Raw genomic sequence first — 21,368 nt, 5'->3', positions numbered from 1 at the left:
GTCCGTTGGTCTAGTTGGTTTAGGACGCATCCCTGTCACGGATGAGATCACGAGTTCGAGTCTCGTACGGACCGTATGGCTCGGTAGCTCAGTTGGTAGAGCAACGGATTGAAGCTCCGTGTGTCGGCGGTTCGATTCCGTCCCGCGCCATTGTTTTAATGCGGGTATAGTTTAGTGGTAAAACCACAGCCTTCCAAGCTGTTGTCGCGAGTTCGATTCTCGTTACCCGCTTCTACCTATATTTTGGTATGGGCCTATAGCTCAGTTGGTTTAGAGCGCACGCCTGATAAGCGTGAGGTCGATGGTTCAAGTCCATTTAGGCCCATTGGGGAAGTACTCAAGTGGCTGAAGAGGCGCCCCTGCTAAGGGTGTAGGTCGCGACAAGCGGCGCGAGGGTTCAAATCCCTCCTTCTCCGTTTAAGCAATGTATGAGCTATGTTCGAGTTCACAAAATAACAACCGTAAATGCTTTTATATCAGCGTTTACGGTTGTTTTATTTTAATTTGCATTGTTTGAATAAAGTTGTACTTTTCAACACTGTGGTGCACTTATGGTGCTCTCAATTTATGGTGCACTTTGGTGCTCCAATATTATTTTTGATTATGATAAGATAATGATGAAAAATTGTAGTGAGGTTTTAAAAAATGAATTTAATTACTTGTAAAGCTAAAATTTTGATGGGGGGGGGGTAAAACCCCGCTCCTAATTAACATAGATTTATATAGCGACAATAAAGTCACCGTTGATAAAAAGGCGGTGGCCTAAATGGGAAAAATTACTATTTATAATAAGCCTCTTATAGACGAAGGCAGATTAATTCAGGATATAAAAAAGCAAAATATTAGAAAGATGATTGATAGACGTGTCATGAAAGCTGCGCAAGACTTTGTTGATAGTTTTCATGGTGAAGAAGTCTATACATGGAAAGAGGATCAACATCGTCCGGATTTTTTAACGGAACTATTTGTCAATATTCTGGGATATAAGAAGACTAATTCTATTAATCGTGGACGCTATGTAACATTCGCAACTGAATATAAAGATAATACTGGCACTATTCCTGATGGAATTTTGGGATTTTTCAGTGCAAACGATTTAAACACGGAAAGTATTGTGTATCCTGATGCATTTATAGAGGTGGAGGATACTTCCTATAGTTTTGGTGAAAAAAGGTCTGATAGAGGACGAGGGGTGGACCAGGTATTTGACTATGCTGCTAAGTTCTTAAATCCAAATCACCATAAAAGGTTTGAAATTGTTACTAATTTCGTTGAATTGAGAATATACTCTGAAAATCGTATTGAATCAGAGTCAATAAATTTGCGTAAGCTTAATGACATTCGTCAACTTGAAAAACTATTTTATTTTCTTGCGCCTCAAAGTATCGTACCAGAACTTAATCAGAATAAAAAATCGGAACCACCTATTTCTATTCTTCAAAATAGGGTTCAAAAGGAATTGCAATTAGGATTAAGAGTCTCATCTGAAAAGGCTAGTGAGATGGGGAAAATACATGAACAACTTGTTAATTTGAATTTCACTCAAGATCAAGCTGATAAAATGATTGTTAGATTAGCTTTTTTAATGTTTGCAGATGATACAGGAATCTTTAATAAAGAAAATGAATTTACACATTATCTTCAGTCATTATTGGAAACACCTGAAAGATTGAGACTAGCTAATCTGGCACAATTTTTTACAGCTGTTGATACCCAAGATGAAGAAAAACGGTATAATCTTTATCCTGGAGCACCTTATATTGATGGTGGATTATTTAGAAATGCAGAACAGACGATGGGCTTTGTTCAAAAACCATTACCGAACAATTTAATTAACTCGTTGATTGATATTTCTGAAGATGACTGGTCAAAGGTTAATCCTATCGTTTTTGGCTCAATGTATGAAGGGGCAATTAAGAAGAAAACTCGACGTGAAATAGGGGCACATTACACAAGCGAAAATAATATTCTAAAAGTAATTAACAAGTTGTTCATGAATGATTTAAGGAGTGAATTTAATTCCATAAAAAACTCTTCAAACAGTGTTGTATCAAGATTGTTGAATTTTAAAAAGCAGTTATCTAATCTTACTTTTCTTGATCCTGCTTGTGGATCGGGTAACTTCTTGATCCTTTCCTATCGAGAACTTAGGCGCTTAGAACATGAAGTCATTTCAGAAATTTTACAACAGACAGATCAGAATATTGAACTTGGATTTGGTATGAATGATCTGACTGAGTTTGGATTCAATAAAAATGGAACAATAAGTAGCGATAAATCGCAAAAAACGTGGCAACCGTTAATTGGAGTTGATGTAAATCAATTTAGTGGGTTAGAAATTGGAATTCCATATGAGGAAAATAATCAAATTAGGTATAATCATTTTCCTATAGATATTGCCCGGGCTGGTATGTGGATGATGGATCATTTAATGAATATTGAGTTCTCTAATAATATAGCAAGTGGTATACCTTATATAAGGATTCCGCTGCGTAAATCCGCTAATATTAAAAGAGCTGATGCTTTAACTGCAGATTGGAATTCTGTTGTTAATGTAAGAAAGTTAAATTATGTATTAGGGAATCCACCTTTTATTGGTGCAAAGACTAAGAAGGGTAAAGCCAAACGTGATAAGCTATCTTTATTATTTCCTGATGTAAAAAATGTTGATAACATGGACTATGTCTTTGGGTGGTATCTGAAGTGCATACAGATTATGAATCATATTAATCCACAACTAAAGGCTGGATTTGTTTCTGTAAATTCATTAACTCAGGGATCACAAGCACTAACTCTTAAAAGAGTGATGGAACAGAATAATATAGAAATTGATTTTGCAAATCAATCTTTTAAATGGGATAACAATGGGGCACAAGTCTTTGTTGTAATTATTGGTTTTAATAAAGCACATGCGTTAACCTCACATAACTTAAAACATTTGACAACTACTAATAATGGGGAAGAACTGCAGGTGTCTGCTATTAATCAATACTTACTACCAGGGAAATGGTTGAATGTAGATCAGATTCATACTAATTCTAGTTTGCCTAGCATGAAATTAGGTAGCCTTTTCTTAGATAATGATAAATATAGAATTAGCATCAAAGAATATGACAAAATTAAAGCTAATTATCCTGAATTATTAGATTACCTGCATCCATTTTTTGGAGCAAAGGAGCTAATGCAAAGCGTACAGCCTCTGCAATATGTATTTTACTTTCCTAATCAAATCTTACCAGAACACTGTCCTGCGTGGCTTCAGTCACGTATACAAGACGTCAAGAAGTATAGAAAAACTGTTTCTGATGAAGATAAAAAACTAAGTGATGTACCTTTAAAATATAAACGAGATCGATATTACGGTAAAGATTTTCTTGCAATCCCACGTCATTCAGCTGATATCAAAAGTAGACCAATTTTGCCCATGAGATACATGGATAAACAAACTATGATTAGTGATGGAGTTTATCAAGTTCCTAACTGTCCATTATGGTTATTTGTCATTTTGCAGAGTAAAGTACATTATGTATGGTTAACTTTAGTTAGTGGAACTTTAGGTAATAGTCTTCGATATTCGAGTACAATTAGCTACTCAAAATTTCCACTTCCAGTAATTAGTAATAGAGATAAAAAACAATTGATTGAATTGGGTAAGCAACTAAATGAAGAAAGAACGTATCTATTCAAAGAAGGCAATACGTTGTCAACTATGTATGTTAACGGAAGCTTACCTAATAATTTAAACCGAATTCATAAAAAAATTGATTCGTTAGTTGATGAATTATACCATGTCAAAGGAGAGCCAAATAACTATTCTAGATTAGCAGCAATATTGAAACTTGTTATTTAAAAAGCAGTACAATAGTAATTAAAAATAAGGATCATCAACTTTTGGTTGGTGATCCTTATTATATTAATCGCTTCGTACGTAGTTTTTGCAACTGTTCCTTAGTTAGATGCGCTGTTTCAATGGTAAACTGATAACTTTCCCGTAAAACAGTGAGAATCTCAATTAAATCCTCAAATGAACAGTTGCGAAAATCGCCAATCGGCCATGATCTGGATAGGGTATGTTGTCGCCATTGCTGAAAGAAAAAATTATACCCGTTTGTCGGGGCATAATAATTCAGCCGAATCCAGTATCTTGTCCGAGAAATATTTTTAAAATAATGTTTGATTTGCGTGGTGAGTTGTTCACCACGTTTTTTATTAGTTAAACTAACCATTGTTAAAGCACCACATCTTCTCTTACGTGCTGATCAAAGTAATCACGCATTTTTAATACCTGGTCTCTTGGGTAGGCATGGACTAAAAGTGGAAAATTAAAGTGCTCTTCAATACCACGGACAATTGCTAAAAAGTCATCAAAGCTATATTCACTCATTGGCAAAACCAGGGCGATCTCAGTACGAATTCCTGGTCGTACCTGATGGGTTTCAAAAGCTAGCACATGAGAAAGCTGGACATGATTACCCACCACTGTACTAGCGTTACTAGTTAACCAGAGATAAGGCCGGCCGTTGGAGTTGGCGTAAAACTGCGTAATTCTTTTAATGCTGGACTTAACTTGTTGTTCAATTTTAGGTGATGGCATGTTATGCCTCTTCGTGGTGAAACATCTCATCAAAAACTGATTTGGTATTACTATCCCAAATGTTGACTAGGTGTAAACGATATTTAGTGGCGGATTCCATTACCGATATATGTTTATCCCTGGCAAAAGCTCGAACCTGGGCCATTTGTTTATGATCCAATGGCACTTCGCTGATTTTAACTTCCTCAAGGTCATATCCTGGGAATGTTTCATTCTTTTTAAAGTGATCACTAATAATTCCTTGAATGGTATTGGCATCATGTAAAAGACCTTTAGCCACTTTTTCGCTATAGACGGGGGCAATTTCTTTGTCCACTTCATCAACTAAGCAGCCATTGCAAATATAGTATTTGTTAGAAATAGGGTTCTTTAACCGATAAAATAAAGGCATAATATCTTCCTCCTGAACGTTTGTTCGATTACATATTTAAGATACTCTTACTTGGTCAAAAAATCAACTTGATAATTTAATTCATCAGTGAGCAATTACTGCATAAGTGGCGAAAAGTCAGAAAATTAACAAGTAATGATATAATAAATATGTTGAAGAATGATTGGTGGTAATGGCAGATAAAATGTGAGGGTGATTGAATGGATATCGCATATGCATTGAGAACAGAGCGAGATGAGAAGCAATCCGGTGGTTTATATGATTGGTCACAAGTTGAATTCTCCTATAACAGTAATCACATGGAAGGCTCAACCATTACTCGGGATCAAACGGCGCAAATTTATTCTACGGGTAATTATGTGGCAGATAAAGACCAGTTAATTCGGGCGGACGATCAAATTGAGAGTAAAAATCATTTCAAACTGTTTGATTACATGCTTGATACGGTCGATCAACCTTTAACAATTGCTTATCTAGCTAAATTACAAGGGATTCTGAAAGCGGGAACTTCTGATGAACAGAATCCTAATAAAGTGGTTGGTGGCTTTAAACGCTTCAATAATGTGATTGGTAACACCCTGCAAGGTGATGTCGAAACAGCGGACGCTAATGAAGTGGAACAGGATTTAACACAGTTGTTGAGAAAATGGCAATCACTGCCGAAAAAGTATTTAGCTGACTATGCTAAATTTCACTATGAGTTTGAAAGAATTCACCCGTTTAGTGATGGCAATGGTCGAGTTGGCCGCATTCTACTGTTTAAAGAACGGTGTAAGAATCGTCAAATGCCATTTATTATTCGGGATGAGAACCGTCCGTTCTATATTCGTGGACTCCAACAGTTTGCTAAAGAACCCGGATATTTAATTGATACCCTGGGGCAATCACTTGATGAATATACAGCAGCAGTGGAACAAATCTATGGAAAGAACTTGGAAAGACTACCACAGAGGTCTTTAAAACCATTTATCAATCATGATCATAAACATGAACTTTAATTAATATAAACATATAAGGAACCTAGGTTATATTCTGCTTAGTCAGAATTAAACCTAGGTTTTATGTTTTATTAAGCGTTAAAATTCTGAAATTCCTGTAAAAGATATATTTAGCATATAAAAAACCTATATTTTAGCTTTACATTTGACGAATTTTATCTATAATATAGATGAAACATATATAAAGCATAGATATTATATATGTGGTTAAAACTTAAACCTATGTTTTAGCTAGAAAAGAAAGGAGTTTTCTAAATGGATGAAAAGAGTACTTATGTTTTAAATGTCTCCAATGATTTGGGATATGGTTCAATCAAGGGGAGCTTAAATGATGAGAAAATCATGATCCCCTCAGTGATTGCTCGACTCACTCCGGAAAATACGGGGTTACCCAAGAACTTTGATCATTCAGACGAAACAACTAACTATATGCAGCATTTTATGGACAATTTAGATGTCACGATTTCAAGTTCGGCGATTACCGAACAGGGGCGCTTTCTCATTGGAAATGCGGCTGTACGGAGTCAACTACCGCTGCAGTCATTTGATGTGAATGACTTCGCTGGCAAATCAGAAGATGATCTAGCCTTAATTCTGACGCTGAGCATGATTGCCGGGAAGACGGTTAAGGATGCCTATGAACACGAAGCAAATTTAGGTAATCCTTTGCAGGTAACTGTCAATATGGCCACAGCCTTACCAGTGAGTGAAGGCAAACGGGGAAATGTTTTAGAAACATATCATGATAAGTTTACGGGTAGCAATCACACCGTGACGTTTCATAATTTTAAGGATCCAATTACCGTTCAAATTCACTTCCGGAAGGTTTTTGTCGCCCTGGAAGGGGAAACCGCTCAATTAATGATCAAGAATGCAGGGAGTGGACTAAAACAAGCCTTGTTAGCCGACTTTAAACATCACTATCCAGAACTTAGTAATAATATTGCTGCTGAAGATATTATTAAAGACGATAACGTCTTGGGGGTGGACATTGGTGAAGGAACCACCGATTTGGTGACGATCCTTAACGGTGAAGTTAACACGAATGCTTCTTCATCACTGCCAAAAGGTTATGGTAATGTGTTGCAGTCTGCAGTTGAAGTCCTCCAAGCACAGCAAATGAACTTTGATAATCGGGCCCAACTCAAAGATTACCTGAGTCAACCGGCGAGTCCATTTGCCAAGAAACATCAAGAAAAAGTTCGGAAGGTAGTTTATAGCCAATTAGAACCATTTGCGGACCAAATTATTAACGCTATTTCAGCTGCAGTTCGGCAATCTGGAGCCGGTATTGAATTGCTCTTTGTTTATGGTGGCGGTTCAATTCCAATGGCTAAGGAAAGCCAACTCCGCAAAAAGATTCAAGAGAAGTTGCAACGCTTCAATGGTGGTGATGACATTCCCGTTATTTGGGTTTCACCAAAATATGCCCAAGTATTAAATGAGATGGGACTTAAATTAATTTTGAGCGCTATTCAATCCTGAACGGAACTCAAATTTGATATAATGAGAAAGTGAGGAGAATCATTATGGCAAAAAAGAAGACATTTAAACCATTACAACAGTTTAATTATCGAATTCCTGATAACGAACAAATAGCGGAATGGTTCAATCAACAGGATACTGGTACCAATTCAATTACGACGGCGATATTAATGGCAATTGGGGAATATGGAATGACTGATTTGCCAACAGCCATGGCGTTAAAACAGGCTAAGATGAAAAATTTAGTTAGTCAGCAAGCCCAAGAAATTTTAAAACACGATAAGGAAACTGGTCGGATTAAGAATTTACAGAAAGTTGAAAAGTCTGTGGATCAGTCAATGGATTCAGAAAGTAAAGACGATTCTAAGCAAGATGCAAAGGAGCCTGCATACCAGGGTAGTGACGATCAATCATCAGAAGTAGATCTAGGTATGTTGTCACGTAATACTAAATTGAATAATGGAATTAACCATTAACAGAAAAAAGAGGCTAGGGATTGCTCCTAGCCTTCTCTACGTTGTAAATCTTTAGTTATTGATATGATTAAGGGTTAGTAGTAAAATCCTTAGTAAGGAAGAGCGGTAGATACTCTACGGAGCCTATTGCGGGTCTCTCCATTCTACGGAAAATGGGGAGATTTTTATTTACTCTCGTTCATGTTAATGTAATTGTAAAGAAAAAGGCAGACCCGTTCCAAAGACGGTGGCCTTAGTTACATTGGATCAATAAACGATCGTCCGCAACTCGCCAAAGTCATCGGGTCTGCACAAATGATTATACCAAGGACGAAGGACTAAAACCTACTCAATTTTATATATCTAGAACCTAGGTTAAATTCTCGATTCTGAATATTTAACCTAGGTTTTATTATTAAGTCGGTATATTAAACCTATGAATAATATATAACGTTGAAAAGAAACATCAAAAACATAGGTATAAAGTATAATAGTGTTCAATATTAATAATTAAACATAGGTATTTGGTAGAATAATTAGTAATTATTAAAATAAAATCTAGGTATTTGATTATAAATCCTTATTTCATATCTAAAACATAGATTTAATATTAACTGTCCAGAATGAAACCTACGTTATATTCTGAATGTATTATTAAAACCTATAATTTAGATACAAAAAATGACTCACAGGTGGTGATCCGTGAGTCATTTATTTTTTCAAACTAGAATAAAAAGTTATCCTAATGAAAAGAAGTACTTAGTGTCCTACGTTCGGACAATTTCAATATAGCATAATTAGCCTAAATTGCAATGGCTAATTATGTTTTTTTAATACCAGTTGCATGTGTGATTGGCTGGTCTTTAACCCCATCTAAAATGCCTTCAATCTGATCATCAGAGCGCACTTTATACTCATCAATCAAATAGGAGTAGACTCGGCTGGTGGTGGCAATATCAGCATGACCAAGGCGTTTTGAAATGATGTATAGATCCACATGCTGATCAAGGAGATAGGCCACATGTGAGTGCCGCAGACTGTGAAAGTGAAACCCTTTCTTCACAATTCCGAGTTCATTCATGGTGTTGCGCAAGGTTTTATTGACTGCATTGGAGGTTGGAATTTCGCCGTCACCATTTTTAAAGACCTGATCAATTGGTCGTGACGTACGTTTTAAGAGCTGTTTAAGCGTGCTTAATAAATCATTGTTAACCCGAATAATGCGCTTGGAAGACTCGTTTTTGGTGTCTTTAAATTCATGATTGATAGCGTCCCAGGCATGATCAATCGTAATCGTCTTGAAGTTAAAGTTGACGTTTTGCCATTGCAGCCCTTGAATTTCCCCCAAACGACAGCCGGTGTACAAAGCGGTGAGAATCATATACTTGGAGGTATAGCGAGGATTTAAGTGATTAAAACAATAATTTGCCAGTTGGTGGAACTGTTTGACATTGATGTATTCAACTTCTTTGGTACGGGATTTGTCATACACCAGGTCGGTATTACGAATGAAGTCTTTACTGATATCACCATCGTAGATGGCGTCTTTGATACAGGCATGGTAGAGCGAATTGTATTTACGGACGGTGGCCCTTGCATGATTTTTACCAAACGCTGCAATGAATTCACGATACAAGCGGCGATCAATTTTACTAATAGGGGTATTGGCAAAGTAAGTCCGGAGAGGGCCAAGTGCGTTATGGTAAGTGGCCTTAGTGCGTTCCGTGACGTTAGCTTCTTTGTAGGTTTCAAACCAGTTCCAGAAATATTCGGGAAAGGGTTGGTCGGAACGAACCGAAAGGTTGCCTTTTTGTTTGTCAACTTCCTTGCTGATTAAGTAGGATTCAGCTTGCTGTTTCAAGCGGAAAGATTTCCGCTTGAAATGTCGCTTACCTGAGCTATCGTACCAACTAATGATGGCCTGCCATTTACCGGTTTTAAGTTTTTTAATTGCCATTCTAATCACTCCAATCTAAAAGCTAGGTTTCTCCTGTATAGAAAAATTGTAGGTTGCATATAAACGTATGTTCGTTTAAGGATTTAAAATTATCCGTCCGAATGATGGACGGTAAGGATAGTGATATCCAAAAATGTCGTAGTACTGTGCGTTGAGAAGGTGATTAAGCGGATAAATCATACTTTCTGGAATTCCAAAATAATCGATAAGTTGTTGCTTGGTTTCAAATTTAATGTCATTTTCTGAAATATAATCCAGAATTAATCGTAAAGCAATTTCATTAGCTTCTTCTTCATAACGGTCATCAACGTTTACGGACTCGCACTGATTTTTGCACGGGTGATGTGCTAGAATATGCCCAATTTCATGTGCTAATTGAATTGGACGCTCATAAGCAGGCTTCCAATTTGGGTTATAGATCAGTAGGTTAATGTCAGCGTTCGCCGTTGAAGGCCAATCTGAATGCCACGCATCACCAATTCGATAATTGATGTGTTTTTCCTTTATCACGTCAAAAAGATGTTCAATTAAATCGTCCATCAAGTATAGATTCATGTTAATCACTTCACTTCGCTAGTTTTTCTTGTCATCTTTATCTGAGATACCTTGTGACTTCAAATAACCTAATGTTATTTCTTTAATCGCTTCAATCTGTTCATCAGAAATATTTAAGTTATTAAAAGCTCGAAAGTTGTGGGCATATTGATCCGCTGCTTCTTCTATGGTTGATGCCTTTTGCTTATTTTCAGATGATTGTTTGTCTTGGTCAGCTAATCCCATAAGCCAAGCTTCATCAACTCCAAGTGCTTTAGCTAGTAAGTATACATTATCTTGTTTTGCCTCATATTTTCCTCGAAGGTAGTCAGAAATCATTTGTCTATTAATTCCAGTTCTTCTTCCTAATTCTGACTGAGTAATTCCTTTATTAGTAAGTGCAATCCTCAATCTATTTTGGAAGCTGTCAACTTTTTTAATCATCGTAAAATGCCTCCTGTTTACTTATATACATAGTAACATAAAAACATGACAAAACAATCAAAAATAGTAAAGAAATACTTACAAAATCTGTTGACATTTCAAACAAAAGGTTTAATATACATTGTGTAAGGAAAAACTGACGAAAGGAGATGTGATGATGGCCAGCAAGATGTTTGATTATTCTAATTTAAATAAACGTATGAAGAAGTTACGGTACAATCAAACTTCTTTGAGTAAGGCTGCAAACATTGATAGGGCAACGCTTAACAGCAAAATGACTAATAAATCAATGTTTAAGCAAAGTGAAATTATATCTATAGCGCACGTATTAGACATTAGCGTAGATGAAATTGGTAGATATTTTTTTTGCCCTTATAGTAAGGAAAACATGACAGAAGGTGAAAAGAATGCATCAGTCGTTTGATTCACAGTCCCAAAAGCTTAAAGCCACTGTTCCAGTGGAAATTGCTATCCCAAGTGATTATGTGCTTGTTAAAAAAGTTGTCTTGGAGGACTACAAAGAACGGGCCAATCAAGTCACTGGGATTTGGGACATTAAAGATGTTGCAAAATATTTGCGGACATCTTCACGAAAAGTTAGTTCTCGGATTCTCAACAATCCGAAGTACGAATTGGAACGCAATCAATTAGAGATTGCCGGGATTATCAAGAAGCGTCCAAGTAAGAATTCGCCTTGGTATTTTGCGGGGCCCCAATTTAAAGCTTGGTTAGACCGTCACATGCCTGAATTTGATTTTTCAGAAAGTTAATTGGTGACGAATATGGCTTCAATCACAATTGATAAAAATGAAAGTCACGGCTACACAGCCGTTGATAACACAGTATTAGAGCAACACATTAGTTTACAAGCAAAAGGCTTGTTTATGATGCTTTGGAAGAAGCCGAAAGGTTGGCAGTATTACATGGATCAGATCATCTCTGAGTCAACCAATGGGAAAACTTCAACCAGGAACGCATTAGATGAACTAAAAGAACATGGTTTTGTTCGAATTGAACGCAGACATGACCAAAAAGGACGTTTTTCAAATTACGTTTGGCACCTTGATGAATTTGGGAGGTTACGTAATCAATCGGCACCTAAAGTTCAAAAACGTGATTTAGGTCAAAAGACTGATAATAAAGCATTCCCACCTAAAGACCGAAAACGTGATTTAGGTCAAAACGTTGATATAAAAGCGATTTCACCTAAATCACGTTTTCCAGCGCTGGATAACCAGCCACTAATAAATACTTATACAACAAATAATGTTGTATGTAGTAGTCCAGGTGCACACACGGAAATTCCAAACCAGGATCATTCGTCAAAGGTCACAACTGCAAATGAGACCCAGACGGAACCAGACGAGTTGGCTAAACAATCTTCTAGCTCGAACGTAGAGCATAAAGAACTAAAACAGCCGAACGCAGGCTTACTAGCTGACCCGAATGGATTAAATCAAATTTTCACTGCCTGGAAAGACCAATTCAGTTGGCCGAACCAGTATTGTCAAAACGCCTTCAGTAGCTGGCAACGTGAGTTTGGAACGGACGTAGTTCTCCACATGATTGATTATGCCGCTATGAATGGCGCTAGTTATCCACTGCAATTTTTGAATAAAGTAGTGGCACAGTACCGGAAAGACCAGGTTCACGATATTTCGACAGCGATTGCTAGTGAACAACTGTTCAAACGTCGTAAGTCACAATATCAGCATCATCAAGGCCAACCGAACCCTGGTAAAGCTAACTTTAAGCATTCGAACAGACAAAAGACCGCTCGGGTGGTTGAAAAGCTGCCGGAGTGGGCGCAATCAGGATATCAGCTCAAGGCTGATCCACCTGATGCAGCAACCTTGGCGGAAAACAAACGGTTGATGGCCGAACTTAAGGCTAACCGCAAGAAACACAAAACTTATAACTAGTTTACAAAACCTTGGCTGGAGTGGTGATTAACCAGCCACACAAGCAAGATCAAATTGAAAAGAGGTACTTCATGATGAAATTATTAAATAACTTAATTTACTTGGCACTTGGTATGGGCTTAATGGCATCGAAATTACACGGGTACAACGTGTTATTCACCTGGCTATTTTTAGGAATCACAGTGGTCTTAGCCATCAACTTTGCGAACTGGCTGGCTAGTGATTCAGATAGATAATCGGATCGGCAAAACTAGGGGGCGAGTGTATGAAAATCTTGCGCATGAAGATGGTCAACGAGGACTACATTTATTTGCCGTTTCAAGATATTCCCATGAACTGCTACTGGCTATATACCAAGGTTTATCAACCACAAGGCAAGAAAATGATTCTTAGTGAACATGAGCGAACCATCAACTTGTGGAATGTCTTGTACGTTGATGTGGTTATTGTCAAAACTACGTCCGGAGAAAGTGAGTAAAGGAGTCAAACATGGAAAGCAAAGAGAAATTTAGCAAGCGAGAACAAGTCTTGCGGCATGTTATTCAAGAACTCGAAAGCAATGGGATTAAAGACCATGTCGTTTACGCTAGTTTTTTGGATTCCCAAAATCATGTAGTTGGGGCCCTAGGAGTTAATGGTCAGCCACACATTGAGAACATGCTGTATCAGCTTAATAACGCCTACAACGCTGCTAATCAAGATGTTCAACTAACGTTGACTGAATATATGACCGTTATCTGTATCAGCTTAGGTATTAAGCCATTAGATATGTTGGCGGCAACTAAACGGTTGGATGAATTAAACGAAAAATTAGCAAAGGAGCAGCACCATCAAGATGAAAACTAGAAATCAACCACAAGCTGAAAAAGTAGCTAAACAATTTTCTGACGATGTGAAGGAAAGTCTTAAAACCGACCCGGAGACTTATGCTGTGGCGTTTAAGATGAACCACCATGATTCAACAAAGATACTTAGTAATGACATTGTGGATGATGCTCACCCACTAAGCGGCCTAATGATTCCAAATGAAGTGATCGCTGGGCTATTAAAGGCCTGGTTGGGGAAATCATATATTGTGCAAGCTAATGGGCAGGATCGTCGTTTACTTGAACTAAGTCGGGTGATTCAACATTTGGGGTTTACAGATGATGGAATTAAATTTTTGATCAATGACTTAGCTAACGCAATTGGCTTACAGATTATTGCCGAAGATTCGACTGATTACATGAAGATGAAGCATCTTCTTGGTATTTCGCATATGTTGCAAAAGGAGCAGTTAAACAACCTCGACCAAATTTTGGCGATGACTCATGAAAATCAGAAAGCTCTTAATTGTTTAATGCGTAATAGTCACCGTAGTGATTTCAATGATGGAATTCAAAAGGAACCGGTTGCTGATCATCTGCAGTCAATCTATCAGGTGGAATGTTTTTCAGGAGTGGGTATTCAAAACACTAGTGGAATACCAACCTTTAGATTAACAAAGCATGACGTATCAAGAATATTTAATACCTTTAAGAAAGTTAGAATTTCTCCGCTTTACGTTGACCCTGAAAATCTTGATAAGGATGAAGATAATTATTTAGTTCTCGGTTCAGAACCTTTGATGATTGACCCAATGTCAGTTCGGAAAATAACATACCTCGGAGACTATCGAATTAAGTGTTAGGAAGGCAATATAAATGAAAATTAACGAATATCTGGAGCAGGTTAAACGCTGTGGTTATCTAGTCACTATTGACCAAGAGTTGCGTTCAATTGTGGTTACTGATAAAGATGCAAAATACGGAGTAATTATGTGCGTACGGATTGCAATTGAAGGCTTGTATTTTGTGGATGTCGATTACTTTAACAAGCATGGTAACGGCGACTATGACGGTGGTAACGCCATGATGTTGAAAGTTTTGACGAAAGTATTGGCTGATACTCCAATTGAGAAACGTTTTAATTTTAACGAAGGGCTGGCGATCGAATGATTCGATCAAATCACCAACCAAGTCGGGCAGAGTATAAGCAACATCAGCTGGACAATGAGATGAAGGGTGCCTGGGGAACGGAACCAATCGATTCTGAAAAAGCAATGACAGAAAAGCGTCATGCTACCTGGTTTTCAGAGGCTTTAACGATTTTGATGATTATCATTATCGTTCTGGTGGTATTACTGATGATTTTTGGTTTCTTTACCCAACTGCAGACCAAGGATCCAGGAATTATTTAGAGATAAATGAGGTGAGCAAATTGAAAGATATTCGGTTTCGTGAATACGACTCGCATAACACTGAGCTAATGACGTATTCAACCCGATTGGATCAACATAATCAAGTAATTTTTACTTTTGAAAAGCAGTCGGAAATGTTGGGCACGATAGTAAATGAACAACGTCAATTGATGCAGTTTACGGGAGTTAAGGATCGAGATGGTCAGTCAATTTACGAGGGAGACATTGTCGAAATTCAGGCTGGTAACGGTTTTGTAAGCACCGATACAGTACGTTTTGCTCATGGACAATTCCTTCCCGGGACTTAAAAGTGATTAGCAACGTTTTTAAACAACGAAAGGAGCAAGACCAATGTTTGGATTAAGTAATCATGATCATAAGTATGTGATTAAAAACATGAGTAGCGATATGTGGATGCTGGTAGGGACATTTAATGTTACGCAAGTGGGACGTGACGAAGCCACTAAGTTTGCTAGTTATGATGCGGCGGCGAGTGCGATTGATGGCCTGCCAGGTTCGCCTGAAAAGTATGAAGTGGAACCTTACTAATGGCGATTAGGATGATTCGCTTTTACTTTGTGCATCGTAAACGTACCTATCCTAAACCGTATTTAGCCATATTAGATCAGCGTTTACACGACAAAGTAACTGTGGGCACGGTGATGAAATATCAAGCGAATACTACTGATGGTAAACGATGGCAGACGGTGATCGTAACAGATTTATATGAAGTGCCTTACCGGCCACGGTTTGAAGTAATTTTAGCAAATGAAGTACACATTAAGAAATTTAATAGCCATGAGTTACAAGCGTGGCAGTTGTTTAGCCAAACGCATGGTTATCAGGAGTTGAAGATGAAGAGGAGAAGTGTTAATGGGTGAAGAACTAACGCAAGCACAAGGTAATCAGGCTGAGACCACCTTGAATCAGCTTTATAAAGATTTACCGGTAGCTGAACAAGAATATTTTAAGCAGAAAGATTATCAGATTTGGCAGACTTCACAAATGGCAGTAATCAATTTAGGACGAATTGCCCTGGACGTGAAAAGTCATATTAGTAATCCAGGAACCCATAGCGGTATTAGCTTTAAGCGTTGGTATGAGGGACATGGTTTTGGTAAATCGCAAATTCATCGGGCGATGCGTCAAGCGGAAGGTTACAACCAACTATTAGCGTCAGACGACCCTGATCGGGAGCAAATGATTAATAACTATCTGGCTTTACCCAAGATGTACCAGGAGATGATTGCCACGGGCAAGGCGGATTCAGAGACTGCAGATTTAATTTTGCGTAGTGATGCTGAATTTCGTAAGACCCCGCATTTTAAAGCGCTTCTAAAAAGTTTAGATGAGCAAAAGACATTGAACGCTAAAGTGCAAGCCACTAACCAGTCGTTGCAAGCAGAGAATCATCGTTTAACGAAACATAATGCGGACGTGGAAAAGTCTCGTAGTGAAACGTTAGTTGAACTAGAAAAGGAACGGCAACGTTCCCGACACTTACAGCTGGAAAATGAACGTTTGCAACATCGGGAAGTGGAAGAAAAGGTCGTACCGCCTGATGATTACGATGATATCAAGCAGCATTTACTGGAACTGAAACAAGAGTTACAAGATTCTAATGATGACCTAGCAATTGCCCAGGAAAAATTGCAGGCAGCTGAAGATAATCGTTTTAGCAAAGAAGATATTGATGATTTACAAGCAACAATTGATCAATTAACCAATGAAAACAAGACTTTGCATAAGAAGGTGCAAGCAGCTAATGATGCGGCAGCTCAAAAACGGTTAGCATTCGAGCGAGTTTCTGCAAAGACTGCAGAAATGCTAACCGCCGCAAGTCGAATTGATGTTTTGGCTCTGACTCCGGATATTGAAAAGCTGAGCACGAAGGAGATTAGTCAAACAGATTTAGCCAATTTAGGGCAGTGGTTCTTAGATCGGGCCACACAAATACAAGACCTTTGCAAGGGGAAACAGGTTCATCTTGAAGATCAAAAGATTATTGATGGCGAGTTCTCTGATGCAAAGTAAGGGGGATTCGAGACATGATGATGTACATGAAGGGACGCTTTTTAAATTTAGACGGGTTTGAAGAGCGTTCTTTTTTTCTGAAAATTCCGGAAAGTAAGCAGCTGGATATTCGTCAAGCACGTCGCTTAACTGGCGGACGTAATTTTTTAGTCATGAGTTCTGATCGGGGATATCGGATTCGACTAGCGGAAGTTGGTGGCAAATTACTGCGCATGTTACCAGAACATGGCAGAACCGCGGGTAGCATCATTTGCTCATGCCGGTTAGCTGATGGTGAACCCATGGAATCAATTGATTTAGTACGCAATATACCGGATAACGAAAAAGCTTTGCAGATTGAACGGATTGCCACCATGCACCTACCAAAGCTTGAAGCAAATCGCCACATTAGGAGGTTACCGAAATGAGGAAGGCCGAATACAGGCCGTCACTATTTGCTCAAGAGGTATTAAATGAAGCAAAGGTTAAACGAAACACAGCCAAGGATAAACACAAAAGACATGTAATTTTGGCACTAGCATCACCAGTTATTTTTATTATTTTGGCTTGGCTTATTTATTGTTTGGTCATGAAGACTTTGCTACACATTATGTTATTTGGCTTAATCAAACTATTTTTCTTTTTTCTAGTCATCGTGTGTGAGTTTTGTGCAGTTGCCTATATTTATAGAAATTTATAAAAGGAGAAAAGATTTATGAAGTTACCATTATGGGAATTTGCTTTACTTATTTTTGTTCTTGGTCTTGGAGTTACTTTGATATGCGAACTTGTTCCTCGAATGATGGAAGATAACAGATTAAACACTCAGGTTATAGTTGTTGGAGTTATTGGGATCGTCCTAGTTCTGGCTTTCTGCGTATTAATGTTTGTCTACCTAATTCCAACTTTTACTAGTTAATGAAAGGAGGAGAGATTTATTAGAAGAATGTTAGAAGCAACAGTACTATTTGGAATTTTTATTGGAAGTGTCGTGTTGCAAACACTTTGGTTTGATCTTTGTATTGACCATGTCGAAGATCCATTTGGGTTTGTATTAGGTATTGCACCAATTCTTATTCTAGTTTGGGTAAGTTTTTATATTGAATTGAAATGAAATTCAAATGGCTTTCGTTTATTTATTATCAATTCTTGCCAGACATTGAGGAGGAGAAATAAATTTTATGAGAAGAAAACAAAAAAGCAAACCATCATTATTTGCTCAAGAGGTACTGAGGGAAGCTAAAACTGAGTGAGAGACTTCCAAGGATAAAAAATATTTGTTAGCAATACCAGGTGTTCTGGTTGGCTTAATTATGCTTGTAATGCTTCTCAAATTATTATTAATTACTGCGGAATATTGAGAAGGAGGAATTATTTTTATGAGTAATTTAAAGCAAATATGGTGGGGAACCCTACTATTTTTATTTTACTGTGCGACTGCTGGGGGTGCACTATGGTGGATTTTTTTTGCATTAAATAATATCAAGCCGTGGTTGCTCGGAATTACATTAGCGTTTATGCCATTGTTAATTCTGTTTTGGATTATATGTATTCTTATGGTTCACGAGGTTCATGATGATGACGAAAGGTAAAGCGAAAATGAAAAAATTAGATCTAAATACTGAAATAGACAAATTGAAACGACAGGTTATTGAGATTTGTCAAGACTATGGCCTTGATCCAAGAAAAGATGAATTTACAATTGTGCAGCCCTATTTAGAAAACGAAGTGATATGGATTGATGTCAAAGAGATTAAAGGACAACGTTCAGTAAACATAAGTGTTTCCGGGCCCAATACCTGTTTTATTTTGCCCAAAAAGGATGTTCTGTTAAACATCTTTGAGTAACACGAAATCAAGAAAGAGGAATGATAATGAAATTCTGTTATGTAGTGAATGAACAACTGAAGAACGGGACGACGCAACCGGTCATGATCTTTAAAACGCCGGTTGATGCTTACCATTTTGTCTTGTGCCATGGCATGCTACCCAGTGTGAATGCGGACAATTTAGCGAGTCAGGAACGGGCCATTATGGATGGCTTGGAAAAAGGCATTGTAATTAATTTTTATCCAGCGGCTTTAAACAAAACCGGGATTAATGATGATGACTTGACCGAGTCACTATCAATTGGCAAAGCAGCCGTGAATGGATTGTAGGAGGAAAGTTAGGAAGTATGTATCAAGATCCAGAAGAACGTAGTAAAAAACGGTTAATCGCCTGGGGCGTTTTAGGAATAATTGTTTTAATTTTGATGATTATTGGGGGCGTTAATCTGGTCTCATATCATCGCACCAAAACAGTTGAGCAGAATAAATTATTAACCTCAAGTCAGCCGACCGTGGTGATGTTTTACTCCAAAACTTGTCCTGATTGTAAAAAGATCAGAGGAGTGGTGAAGAAGGCTGAGGTTTCGCAACAGTTTGCAACGTTTGCGTCATCGAGTCATGGACTCCAACATCAAAATATGTTTGTGGAATGGCAAAACAAGTATGATAAAGCACTTTTTAAGCAATACAAAATCAACTATGTACCAACCTTTATGGTTTTCAAAAATGGTCAACCCCAAATCTTCATGATTAACAATCGACCATATCTAAACTATTCCGGAACTGATCCGAATGCAGTTCGACAGATTTACACGAACTTAACGGTTAGGTAGGTGCTAGATAATTGCTTAATTACGCTATGTTTATGATTTTAATCAAATGTATAGTTGATTATTCCACTGCCGTTACACATAAAAAGTTAATTAATACTCCTTATCCCACCTATCAAGCTGCAAAAGAAGTAAAACGATACTTAGTATATAGCAAACATTGTAGTAAATACAGCTTACGGATTTCAGTTGTAACGATTCCATTGGTATTTATTAATGAGCAGTGGTGGGCTGGCACGCTCTGTTTGTTGACTTTAATAAGCACTGTTGATTGGCATCGCTGTTGGAAAGTTAATCGAAAAGTTAATGGGGGGAAATAAAAGATGAAAAATCATCAATTAAAAGCAAATACAAAGTTCATACCGGCGACAAACCATCAAAAGAAAGTTATCAGAATAACCACCTATGTGGTGTTAGTTTTACTTGTCATTGCCTGGTTCATGACCATTAGCGAATGGCTTCATATTATGGATCTGTTTAGCCAATCGCTTCGCCATTATCATAATTTAAATCATGTTGCGCTAACTAATCATGACGTCAAGATAATGGGTGCTTCTGCAATGTCGGCAGTTGGACTTAGCTTCTTCTATCTGCCGTATACCGCAATCAACATCACCTTCTTGACGAAAAAACAACCAGGAACCGAACTGATTGGAATAGCGCCGCTAAAGCCAAAAAATAAGCAATCAGGAGATGATAACTAATGCTGGAGAAACTTAAAGCCTGGCGGAAGGCCTATTTAAAACGGCTAAAAAAATACCATGATTTCATGGCCGAACATGCGATGCAAAAGAAATTGATCATTACAGGGACGATCCTGTTAATGATGGTGGGATTGTTGATCAATACTCGCTTTGTCCCAACTAAATCGAAATTTGCGGATTCGTCATTAAATACGGCCGAAAGTTTTGGGGACAATTCAAACGCAACCATCATGATGACCAGTCGCAAATACAATAAGCGACAAAAATTCATGGTGGTTAAATTTACGGTCAAACCGAATAACAATCAGCTACTAGACCCTAATAACATTAAGTTCAAGGTGACAATGGTTAATCCACAACCGGTTAAGTACCAAGTGATTACGTTGTCGAATAACCAGTATGTGGTGGTGTTAAACAATCTATCCCGTGGGTTTAAAGCTATTAAGATCACGGCTAAAAATACGCAACCAGATATTAGTCAGTTGACCAATGCTGGTAATGATTCCGATGTCAAAATTGATAATGATGGTACAGCGTCATCCAGCAGCAGTTCAACTGACGATACTACTAAAAAGAACTCGTATGGATTTGTTATCAATGAGAGCAACAAATACGTCAATAATAAGCTCGTTAAGAAGACACAAAAGGAATATGCGATTGATTCCCTTAACAAGTCCATTAAGGACGTTAACGGGCAAATTAAGGGGCAAAAACAGGCTATCAAGGCCTATCAAAAGCAAATTACGGCCGACAATAACAGTATTCAAACGACGAAAAATAATGCTCAATACTCGGTTGATAATGATGATGAGCAGCAGTCCATTCAACAAGCTGAATCGGATATTAAACAACAACAAAGTAACATTGCTTCGGCGAAGAAAAAGATTACTAAGTATCAAACGCAAGTGAGTCTTTATCAAAAACAAATTCGGGATATTAACGATGGAAAATATCACTTCCAAGCGCCTGTGGAAACCAAAAAGGAGAAGTGAAA

Annotated in this window: 33 protein-coding genes and 5 tRNA genes; 32 read left to right on the top strand and 6 right to left on the bottom strand. The window is 37.7% G+C overall.

Annotated elements, in window-relative coordinates; all coding sequences use genetic code 11:
• The 6 genes from Q0C76_RS04850 (at position 1) to Q0C76_RS04825 (ending at position 3,850) form a co-directional block, all read left to right on the top strand.
• Positions 1-74: transfer RNA gene (locus tag Q0C76_RS04850), tRNA-Asp, on the top strand.
• 3 nt (positions 75-77) lie between these two features.
• Positions 78-150, top strand: a tRNA-Phe gene (locus Q0C76_RS04845).
• A 10-nt stretch (positions 151-160) separates the two neighbouring features.
• Positions 161-231: transfer RNA gene (locus tag Q0C76_RS04840), tRNA-Gly, on the top strand.
• A gap of 19 nt (positions 232-250) precedes the next feature.
• A tRNA-Ile gene (locus Q0C76_RS04835) sits at positions 251-325 on the top strand.
• Between the two features lie 2 nt (positions 326-327).
• A tRNA-Ser gene (locus Q0C76_RS04830) sits at positions 328-416 on the top strand.
• 350 nt (positions 417-766) lie between these two features.
• Positions 767-3,850: a DNA methyltransferase gene (locus Q0C76_RS04825; protein WP_295730401.1), complete on the top strand. Its 3,084-nt coding sequence runs from the start codon at positions 767-769 to the stop codon at positions 3,848-3,850.
• A 58-nt stretch (positions 3,851-3,908) separates the two neighbouring features.
• Here the strand turns inward: Q0C76_RS04825 and Q0C76_RS04820 are convergent, their stop codons facing one another.
• The 3 genes from Q0C76_RS04820 to Q0C76_RS04810 are packed head-to-tail and all read right to left on the bottom strand — an operon-like array spanning position 3,909 to position 4,985.
• Complete coding sequence (locus tag Q0C76_RS04820; protein WP_295730399.1) at positions 3,909-4,226, bottom strand: hypothetical protein; 318 nt, start codon at positions 4,224-4,226, stop codon at positions 3,909-3,911.
• Positions 4,227-4,228: 2 nt separating this feature from the next.
• Positions 4,229-4,594: a hypothetical protein gene (locus tag Q0C76_RS04815; protein WP_295730396.1), complete on the bottom strand. Its 366-nt coding sequence runs from the start codon at positions 4,592-4,594 to the stop codon at positions 4,229-4,231.
• A 1-nt stretch (position 4,595) separates the two neighbouring features.
• On the bottom strand, positions 4,596-4,985 hold the full coding sequence (locus Q0C76_RS04810; RefSeq protein ID WP_295730393.1) for a hypothetical protein: 390 nt from the start codon (positions 4,983-4,985) through the stop codon (positions 4,596-4,598).
• Between the two features lie 200 nt (positions 4,986-5,185).
• On the opposite strand from Q0C76_RS04810, the gene Q0C76_RS04805 reads away from it, so the two are divergent.
• From Q0C76_RS04805 to Q0C76_RS04795, 3 genes are all read left to right on the top strand, one after another.
• Positions 5,186-5,983: a Fic family protein gene (locus tag Q0C76_RS04805; RefSeq protein ID WP_295730390.1), complete on the top strand. Its 798-nt coding sequence runs from the start codon at positions 5,186-5,188 to the stop codon at positions 5,981-5,983.
• A gap of 255 nt (positions 5,984-6,238) precedes the next feature.
• Complete coding sequence (locus tag Q0C76_RS04800; protein ID WP_295730387.1) at positions 6,239-7,468, top strand: ParM/StbA family protein; 1,230 nt, start codon at positions 6,239-6,241, stop codon at positions 7,466-7,468.
• 44 nt (positions 7,469-7,512) lie between these two features.
• Positions 7,513-7,944, top strand: a complete 432-nt coding sequence (locus Q0C76_RS04795) for a hypothetical protein (RefSeq protein ID WP_295730384.1) — start codon at positions 7,513-7,515, stop codon at positions 7,942-7,944.
• 799 nt (positions 7,945-8,743) lie between these two features.
• Here Q0C76_RS04795 and Q0C76_RS04790 read toward each other — a convergent pair.
• The 3 genes from Q0C76_RS04790 to Q0C76_RS04780 all read right to left on the bottom strand — a co-directional run bounded on the left by Q0C76_RS04790 (position 8,744) and on the right by Q0C76_RS04780 (position 10,858).
• Positions 8,744-9,880, bottom strand: coding sequence for a site-specific integrase (locus Q0C76_RS04790; RefSeq protein WP_295730381.1), 1,137 nt, complete (start codon positions 9,878-9,880; stop codon positions 8,744-8,746).
• Between the two features lie 75 nt (positions 9,881-9,955).
• Positions 9,956-10,435, bottom strand: a complete 480-nt coding sequence (locus tag Q0C76_RS04785; protein ID WP_295730378.1) for an ImmA/IrrE family metallo-endopeptidase — start codon at positions 10,433-10,435, stop codon at positions 9,956-9,958.
• Positions 10,436-10,453: 18 nt separating this feature from the next.
• Complete coding sequence (locus Q0C76_RS04780) at positions 10,454-10,858, bottom strand: helix-turn-helix domain-containing protein (protein WP_295730375.1); 405 nt, start codon at positions 10,856-10,858, stop codon at positions 10,454-10,456.
• Positions 10,859-11,015: 157 nt separating this feature from the next.
• On the opposite strand from Q0C76_RS04780, the gene Q0C76_RS04775 reads away from it, so the two are divergent.
• The 23 genes from Q0C76_RS04775 (at position 11,016) to Q0C76_RS04665 (ending at position 21,366) form a co-directional block, all read left to right on the top strand.
• Positions 11,016-11,282, top strand: a complete 267-nt coding sequence (locus Q0C76_RS04775) for a DUF739 family protein (protein ID WP_295730372.1) — start codon at positions 11,016-11,018, stop codon at positions 11,280-11,282.
• A complete protein-coding gene (locus Q0C76_RS04770; RefSeq protein ID WP_295730369.1) occupies positions 11,266-11,628 on the top strand; it encodes a DUF771 domain-containing protein in 363 nt (120 codons plus the stop codon). The genes Q0C76_RS04775 and Q0C76_RS04770 overlap by 17 nt, the downstream gene beginning before the upstream one ends.
• 12 nt (positions 11,629-11,640) lie before the next feature.
• Entirely contained in the window at positions 11,641-12,780 is a 1,140-nt protein-coding gene (locus tag Q0C76_RS04765; protein ID WP_295730367.1) for a hypothetical protein, read from the top strand.
• Positions 12,781-12,851: 71 nt separating this feature from the next.
• On the top strand, positions 12,852-13,016 hold the full coding sequence (locus Q0C76_RS04760) for a hypothetical protein (protein ID WP_295730365.1): 165 nt from the start codon (positions 12,852-12,854) through the stop codon (positions 13,014-13,016).
• Between the two features lie 29 nt (positions 13,017-13,045).
• Entirely contained in the window at positions 13,046-13,258 is a 213-nt protein-coding gene (locus tag Q0C76_RS04755; protein ID WP_295730362.1) for a hypothetical protein, read from the top strand.
• Between the two features lie 11 nt (positions 13,259-13,269).
• Positions 13,270-13,626 carry a hypothetical protein gene (locus tag Q0C76_RS04750; protein ID WP_295730359.1) on the top strand — a complete coding sequence of 119 codons (357 nt, stop codon included), beginning with the start codon at positions 13,270-13,272 and terminating at the stop codon, positions 13,624-13,626.
• Complete coding sequence (locus tag Q0C76_RS04745; protein WP_295730357.1) at positions 13,616-14,449, top strand: hypothetical protein; 834 nt, start codon at positions 13,616-13,618, stop codon at positions 14,447-14,449. Before Q0C76_RS04750 ends, Q0C76_RS04745 begins: the two co-directional genes overlap by 11 nt.
• Before the next feature lie 13 nt (positions 14,450-14,462).
• Positions 14,463-14,756, top strand: a complete 294-nt coding sequence (locus tag Q0C76_RS04740; RefSeq protein ID WP_295730354.1) for a hypothetical protein — start codon at positions 14,463-14,465, stop codon at positions 14,754-14,756.
• Complete coding sequence (locus Q0C76_RS04735; RefSeq protein ID WP_295730352.1) at positions 14,753-14,998, top strand: hypothetical protein; 246 nt, start codon at positions 14,753-14,755, stop codon at positions 14,996-14,998. Before Q0C76_RS04740 ends, Q0C76_RS04735 begins: the two co-directional genes overlap by 4 nt.
• A 20-nt stretch (positions 14,999-15,018) precedes the next feature.
• Positions 15,019-15,306, top strand: a complete 288-nt coding sequence (locus tag Q0C76_RS04730; RefSeq protein ID WP_295730351.1) for a YopX family protein — start codon at positions 15,019-15,021, stop codon at positions 15,304-15,306.
• A gap of 43 nt (positions 15,307-15,349) precedes the next feature.
• Positions 15,350-15,547: a hypothetical protein gene (locus tag Q0C76_RS04725; RefSeq protein WP_295730348.1), complete on the top strand. Its 198-nt coding sequence runs from the start codon at positions 15,350-15,352 to the stop codon at positions 15,545-15,547.
• A complete protein-coding gene (locus Q0C76_RS04720; RefSeq protein WP_295730346.1) occupies positions 15,547-15,879 on the top strand; it encodes a hypothetical protein in 333 nt (110 codons plus the stop codon). Before Q0C76_RS04725 ends, Q0C76_RS04720 begins: the two co-directional genes overlap by 1 nt.
• Entirely contained in the window at positions 15,872-17,032 is a 1,161-nt protein-coding gene (locus tag Q0C76_RS04715) for a hypothetical protein (RefSeq protein ID WP_295730344.1), read from the top strand. Before Q0C76_RS04720 ends, Q0C76_RS04715 begins: the two co-directional genes overlap by 8 nt.
• Positions 17,033-17,046: 14 nt before the next feature.
• The gene (locus Q0C76_RS04710) at positions 17,047-17,439 is read left to right on the top strand and encodes a hypothetical protein (protein WP_295730342.1); all 393 of its coding nucleotides are present in this window, start codon (positions 17,047-17,049) and stop codon (positions 17,437-17,439) included.
• Positions 17,436-17,711 carry a hypothetical protein gene (locus Q0C76_RS04705; RefSeq protein ID WP_295730339.1) on the top strand — a complete coding sequence of 92 codons (276 nt, stop codon included), beginning with the start codon at positions 17,436-17,438 and terminating at the stop codon, positions 17,709-17,711. The genes Q0C76_RS04710 and Q0C76_RS04705 overlap by 4 nt, the downstream gene beginning before the upstream one ends.
• Positions 17,712-17,726: 15 nt before the next feature.
• Positions 17,727-17,930: a hypothetical protein gene (locus Q0C76_RS04700; protein WP_295730336.1), complete on the top strand. Its 204-nt coding sequence runs from the start codon at positions 17,727-17,729 to the stop codon at positions 17,928-17,930.
• A 27-nt stretch (positions 17,931-17,957) separates the two neighbouring features.
• A complete protein-coding gene (locus tag Q0C76_RS04695) occupies positions 17,958-18,125 on the top strand; it encodes a hypothetical protein (protein ID WP_295730334.1) in 168 nt (55 codons plus the stop codon).
• 265 nt (positions 18,126-18,390) lie between these two features.
• Positions 18,391-18,603 carry a hypothetical protein gene (locus Q0C76_RS04690; RefSeq protein ID WP_295730332.1) on the top strand — a complete coding sequence of 71 codons (213 nt, stop codon included), beginning with the start codon at positions 18,391-18,393 and terminating at the stop codon, positions 18,601-18,603.
• Entirely contained in the window at positions 18,587-18,859 is a 273-nt protein-coding gene (locus Q0C76_RS04685; protein ID WP_295730329.1) for a hypothetical protein, read from the top strand. The genes Q0C76_RS04690 and Q0C76_RS04685 overlap by 17 nt, the downstream gene beginning before the upstream one ends.
• 26 nt (positions 18,860-18,885) lie before the next feature.
• On the top strand, positions 18,886-19,170 hold the full coding sequence (locus Q0C76_RS04680) for a hypothetical protein (protein ID WP_295730327.1): 285 nt from the start codon (positions 18,886-18,888) through the stop codon (positions 19,168-19,170).
• A gap of 17 nt (positions 19,171-19,187) precedes the next feature.
• Positions 19,188-19,673, top strand: a complete 486-nt coding sequence (locus tag Q0C76_RS04675; RefSeq protein ID WP_295730324.1) for a thioredoxin family protein — start codon at positions 19,188-19,190, stop codon at positions 19,671-19,673.
• Between the two features lie 320 nt (positions 19,674-19,993).
• Complete coding sequence (locus Q0C76_RS04670) at positions 19,994-20,374, top strand: hypothetical protein (RefSeq protein WP_295730322.1); 381 nt, start codon at positions 19,994-19,996, stop codon at positions 20,372-20,374.
• Entirely contained in the window at positions 20,374-21,366 is a 993-nt protein-coding gene (locus Q0C76_RS04665; RefSeq protein WP_295730319.1) for a hypothetical protein, read from the top strand. The genes Q0C76_RS04670 and Q0C76_RS04665 overlap by 1 nt, the downstream gene beginning before the upstream one ends.
• Positions 21,367-21,368 lie beyond the last annotated feature (2 nt).

The organism is uncultured Limosilactobacillus sp. (assembly GCF_934202705.1).
GTDB lineage: Bacteria > Bacillota > Bacilli > Lactobacillales > Lactobacillaceae > Limosilactobacillus.
The sequence above is the reverse complement of the archived record's forward strand: the minus strand, read 5'-3'. Positions and strand labels throughout refer to the sequence as shown.

Excerpts from the sequence above, each read along its gene's own strand:
- Q0C76_RS04815 (WP_295730396.1), bottom strand. The coding sequence starts at position 4,594 with ATGCCATCACCTAAAATTGAACAACAAGTTAAGTCCAGCATTAAAAGA.
- Q0C76_RS04765 (WP_295730367.1), top strand. The coding sequence starts at position 11,641 with ATGGCTTCAATCACAATTGATAAAAATGAAAGTCACGGCTACACAGCC.
- Q0C76_RS04735 (WP_295730352.1), top strand. The coding sequence starts at position 14,753 with ATGATTCGATCAAATCACCAACCAAGTCGGGCAGAGTATAAGCAACAT.
- Q0C76_RS04805 (WP_295730390.1), top strand. The coding sequence starts at position 5,186 with ATGGATATCGCATATGCATTGAGAACAGAGCGAGATGAGAAGCAATCC.
- Q0C76_RS04780 (WP_295730375.1), bottom strand. The coding sequence starts at position 10,858 with ATGATTAAAAAAGTTGACAGCTTCCAAAATAGATTGAGGATTGCACTT.
- Q0C76_RS04810 (WP_295730393.1), bottom strand. The coding sequence starts at position 4,985 with ATGCCTTTATTTTATCGGTTAAAGAACCCTATTTCTAACAAATACTAT.
- Q0C76_RS04825 (WP_295730401.1), top strand. The coding sequence starts at position 767 with ATGGGAAAAATTACTATTTATAATAAGCCTCTTATAGACGAAGGCAGA.
- Q0C76_RS04705 (WP_295730339.1), top strand. The coding sequence starts at position 17,436 with ATGAGGAAGGCCGAATACAGGCCGTCACTATTTGCTCAAGAGGTATTA.
- Q0C76_RS04700 (WP_295730336.1), top strand. The coding sequence starts at position 17,727 with ATGAAGTTACCATTATGGGAATTTGCTTTACTTATTTTTGTTCTTGGT.
- Q0C76_RS04725 (WP_295730348.1), top strand. The coding sequence starts at position 15,350 with ATGTTTGGATTAAGTAATCATGATCATAAGTATGTGATTAAAAACATG.
- Q0C76_RS04775 (WP_295730372.1), top strand. The coding sequence starts at position 11,016 with ATGGCCAGCAAGATGTTTGATTATTCTAATTTAAATAAACGTATGAAG.
- Q0C76_RS04785 (WP_295730378.1), bottom strand. The coding sequence starts at position 10,435 with ATGAATCTATACTTGATGGACGATTTAATTGAACATCTTTTTGACGTG.
- Q0C76_RS04675 (WP_295730324.1), top strand. The coding sequence starts at position 19,188 with ATGTATCAAGATCCAGAAGAACGTAGTAAAAAACGGTTAATCGCCTGG.
- Q0C76_RS04715 (WP_295730344.1), top strand. The coding sequence starts at position 15,872 with ATGGGTGAAGAACTAACGCAAGCACAAGGTAATCAGGCTGAGACCACC.
- Q0C76_RS04685 (WP_295730329.1), top strand. The coding sequence starts at position 18,587 with ATGATGACGAAAGGTAAAGCGAAAATGAAAAAATTAGATCTAAATACT.
- Q0C76_RS04740 (WP_295730354.1), top strand. The coding sequence starts at position 14,463 with ATGAAAATTAACGAATATCTGGAGCAGGTTAAACGCTGTGGTTATCTA.
- Q0C76_RS04745 (WP_295730357.1), top strand. The coding sequence starts at position 13,616 with ATGAAAACTAGAAATCAACCACAAGCTGAAAAAGTAGCTAAACAATTT.
- Q0C76_RS04755 (WP_295730362.1), top strand. The coding sequence starts at position 13,046 with ATGAAAATCTTGCGCATGAAGATGGTCAACGAGGACTACATTTATTTG.
- Q0C76_RS04795 (WP_295730384.1), top strand. The coding sequence starts at position 7,513 with ATGGCAAAAAAGAAGACATTTAAACCATTACAACAGTTTAATTATCGA.
- Q0C76_RS04770 (WP_295730369.1), top strand. The coding sequence starts at position 11,266 with ATGCATCAGTCGTTTGATTCACAGTCCCAAAAGCTTAAAGCCACTGTT.
- Q0C76_RS04720 (WP_295730346.1), top strand. The coding sequence starts at position 15,547 with ATGGCGATTAGGATGATTCGCTTTTACTTTGTGCATCGTAAACGTACC.
- Q0C76_RS04820 (WP_295730399.1), bottom strand. The coding sequence starts at position 4,226 with ATGGTTAGTTTAACTAATAAAAAACGTGGTGAACAACTCACCACGCAA.
- Q0C76_RS04760 (WP_295730365.1), top strand. The coding sequence starts at position 12,852 with ATGATGAAATTATTAAATAACTTAATTTACTTGGCACTTGGTATGGGC.
- Q0C76_RS04695 (WP_295730334.1), top strand. The coding sequence starts at position 17,958 with ATGTTAGAAGCAACAGTACTATTTGGAATTTTTATTGGAAGTGTCGTG.
- Q0C76_RS04710 (WP_295730342.1), top strand. The coding sequence starts at position 17,047 with ATGATGATGTACATGAAGGGACGCTTTTTAAATTTAGACGGGTTTGAA.
- Q0C76_RS04750 (WP_295730359.1), top strand. The coding sequence starts at position 13,270 with ATGGAAAGCAAAGAGAAATTTAGCAAGCGAGAACAAGTCTTGCGGCAT.
- Q0C76_RS04680 (WP_295730327.1), top strand. The coding sequence starts at position 18,886 with ATGAAATTCTGTTATGTAGTGAATGAACAACTGAAGAACGGGACGACG.
- Q0C76_RS04690 (WP_295730332.1), top strand. The coding sequence starts at position 18,391 with ATGAGTAATTTAAAGCAAATATGGTGGGGAACCCTACTATTTTTATTT.
- Q0C76_RS04670 (WP_295730322.1), top strand. The coding sequence starts at position 19,994 with ATGAAAAATCATCAATTAAAAGCAAATACAAAGTTCATACCGGCGACA.
- Q0C76_RS04800 (WP_295730387.1), top strand. The coding sequence starts at position 6,239 with ATGGATGAAAAGAGTACTTATGTTTTAAATGTCTCCAATGATTTGGGA.
- Q0C76_RS04665 (WP_295730319.1), top strand. The coding sequence starts at position 20,374 with ATGCTGGAGAAACTTAAAGCCTGGCGGAAGGCCTATTTAAAACGGCTA.
- Q0C76_RS04790 (WP_295730381.1), bottom strand. The coding sequence starts at position 9,880 with ATGGCAATTAAAAAACTTAAAACCGGTAAATGGCAGGCCATCATTAGT.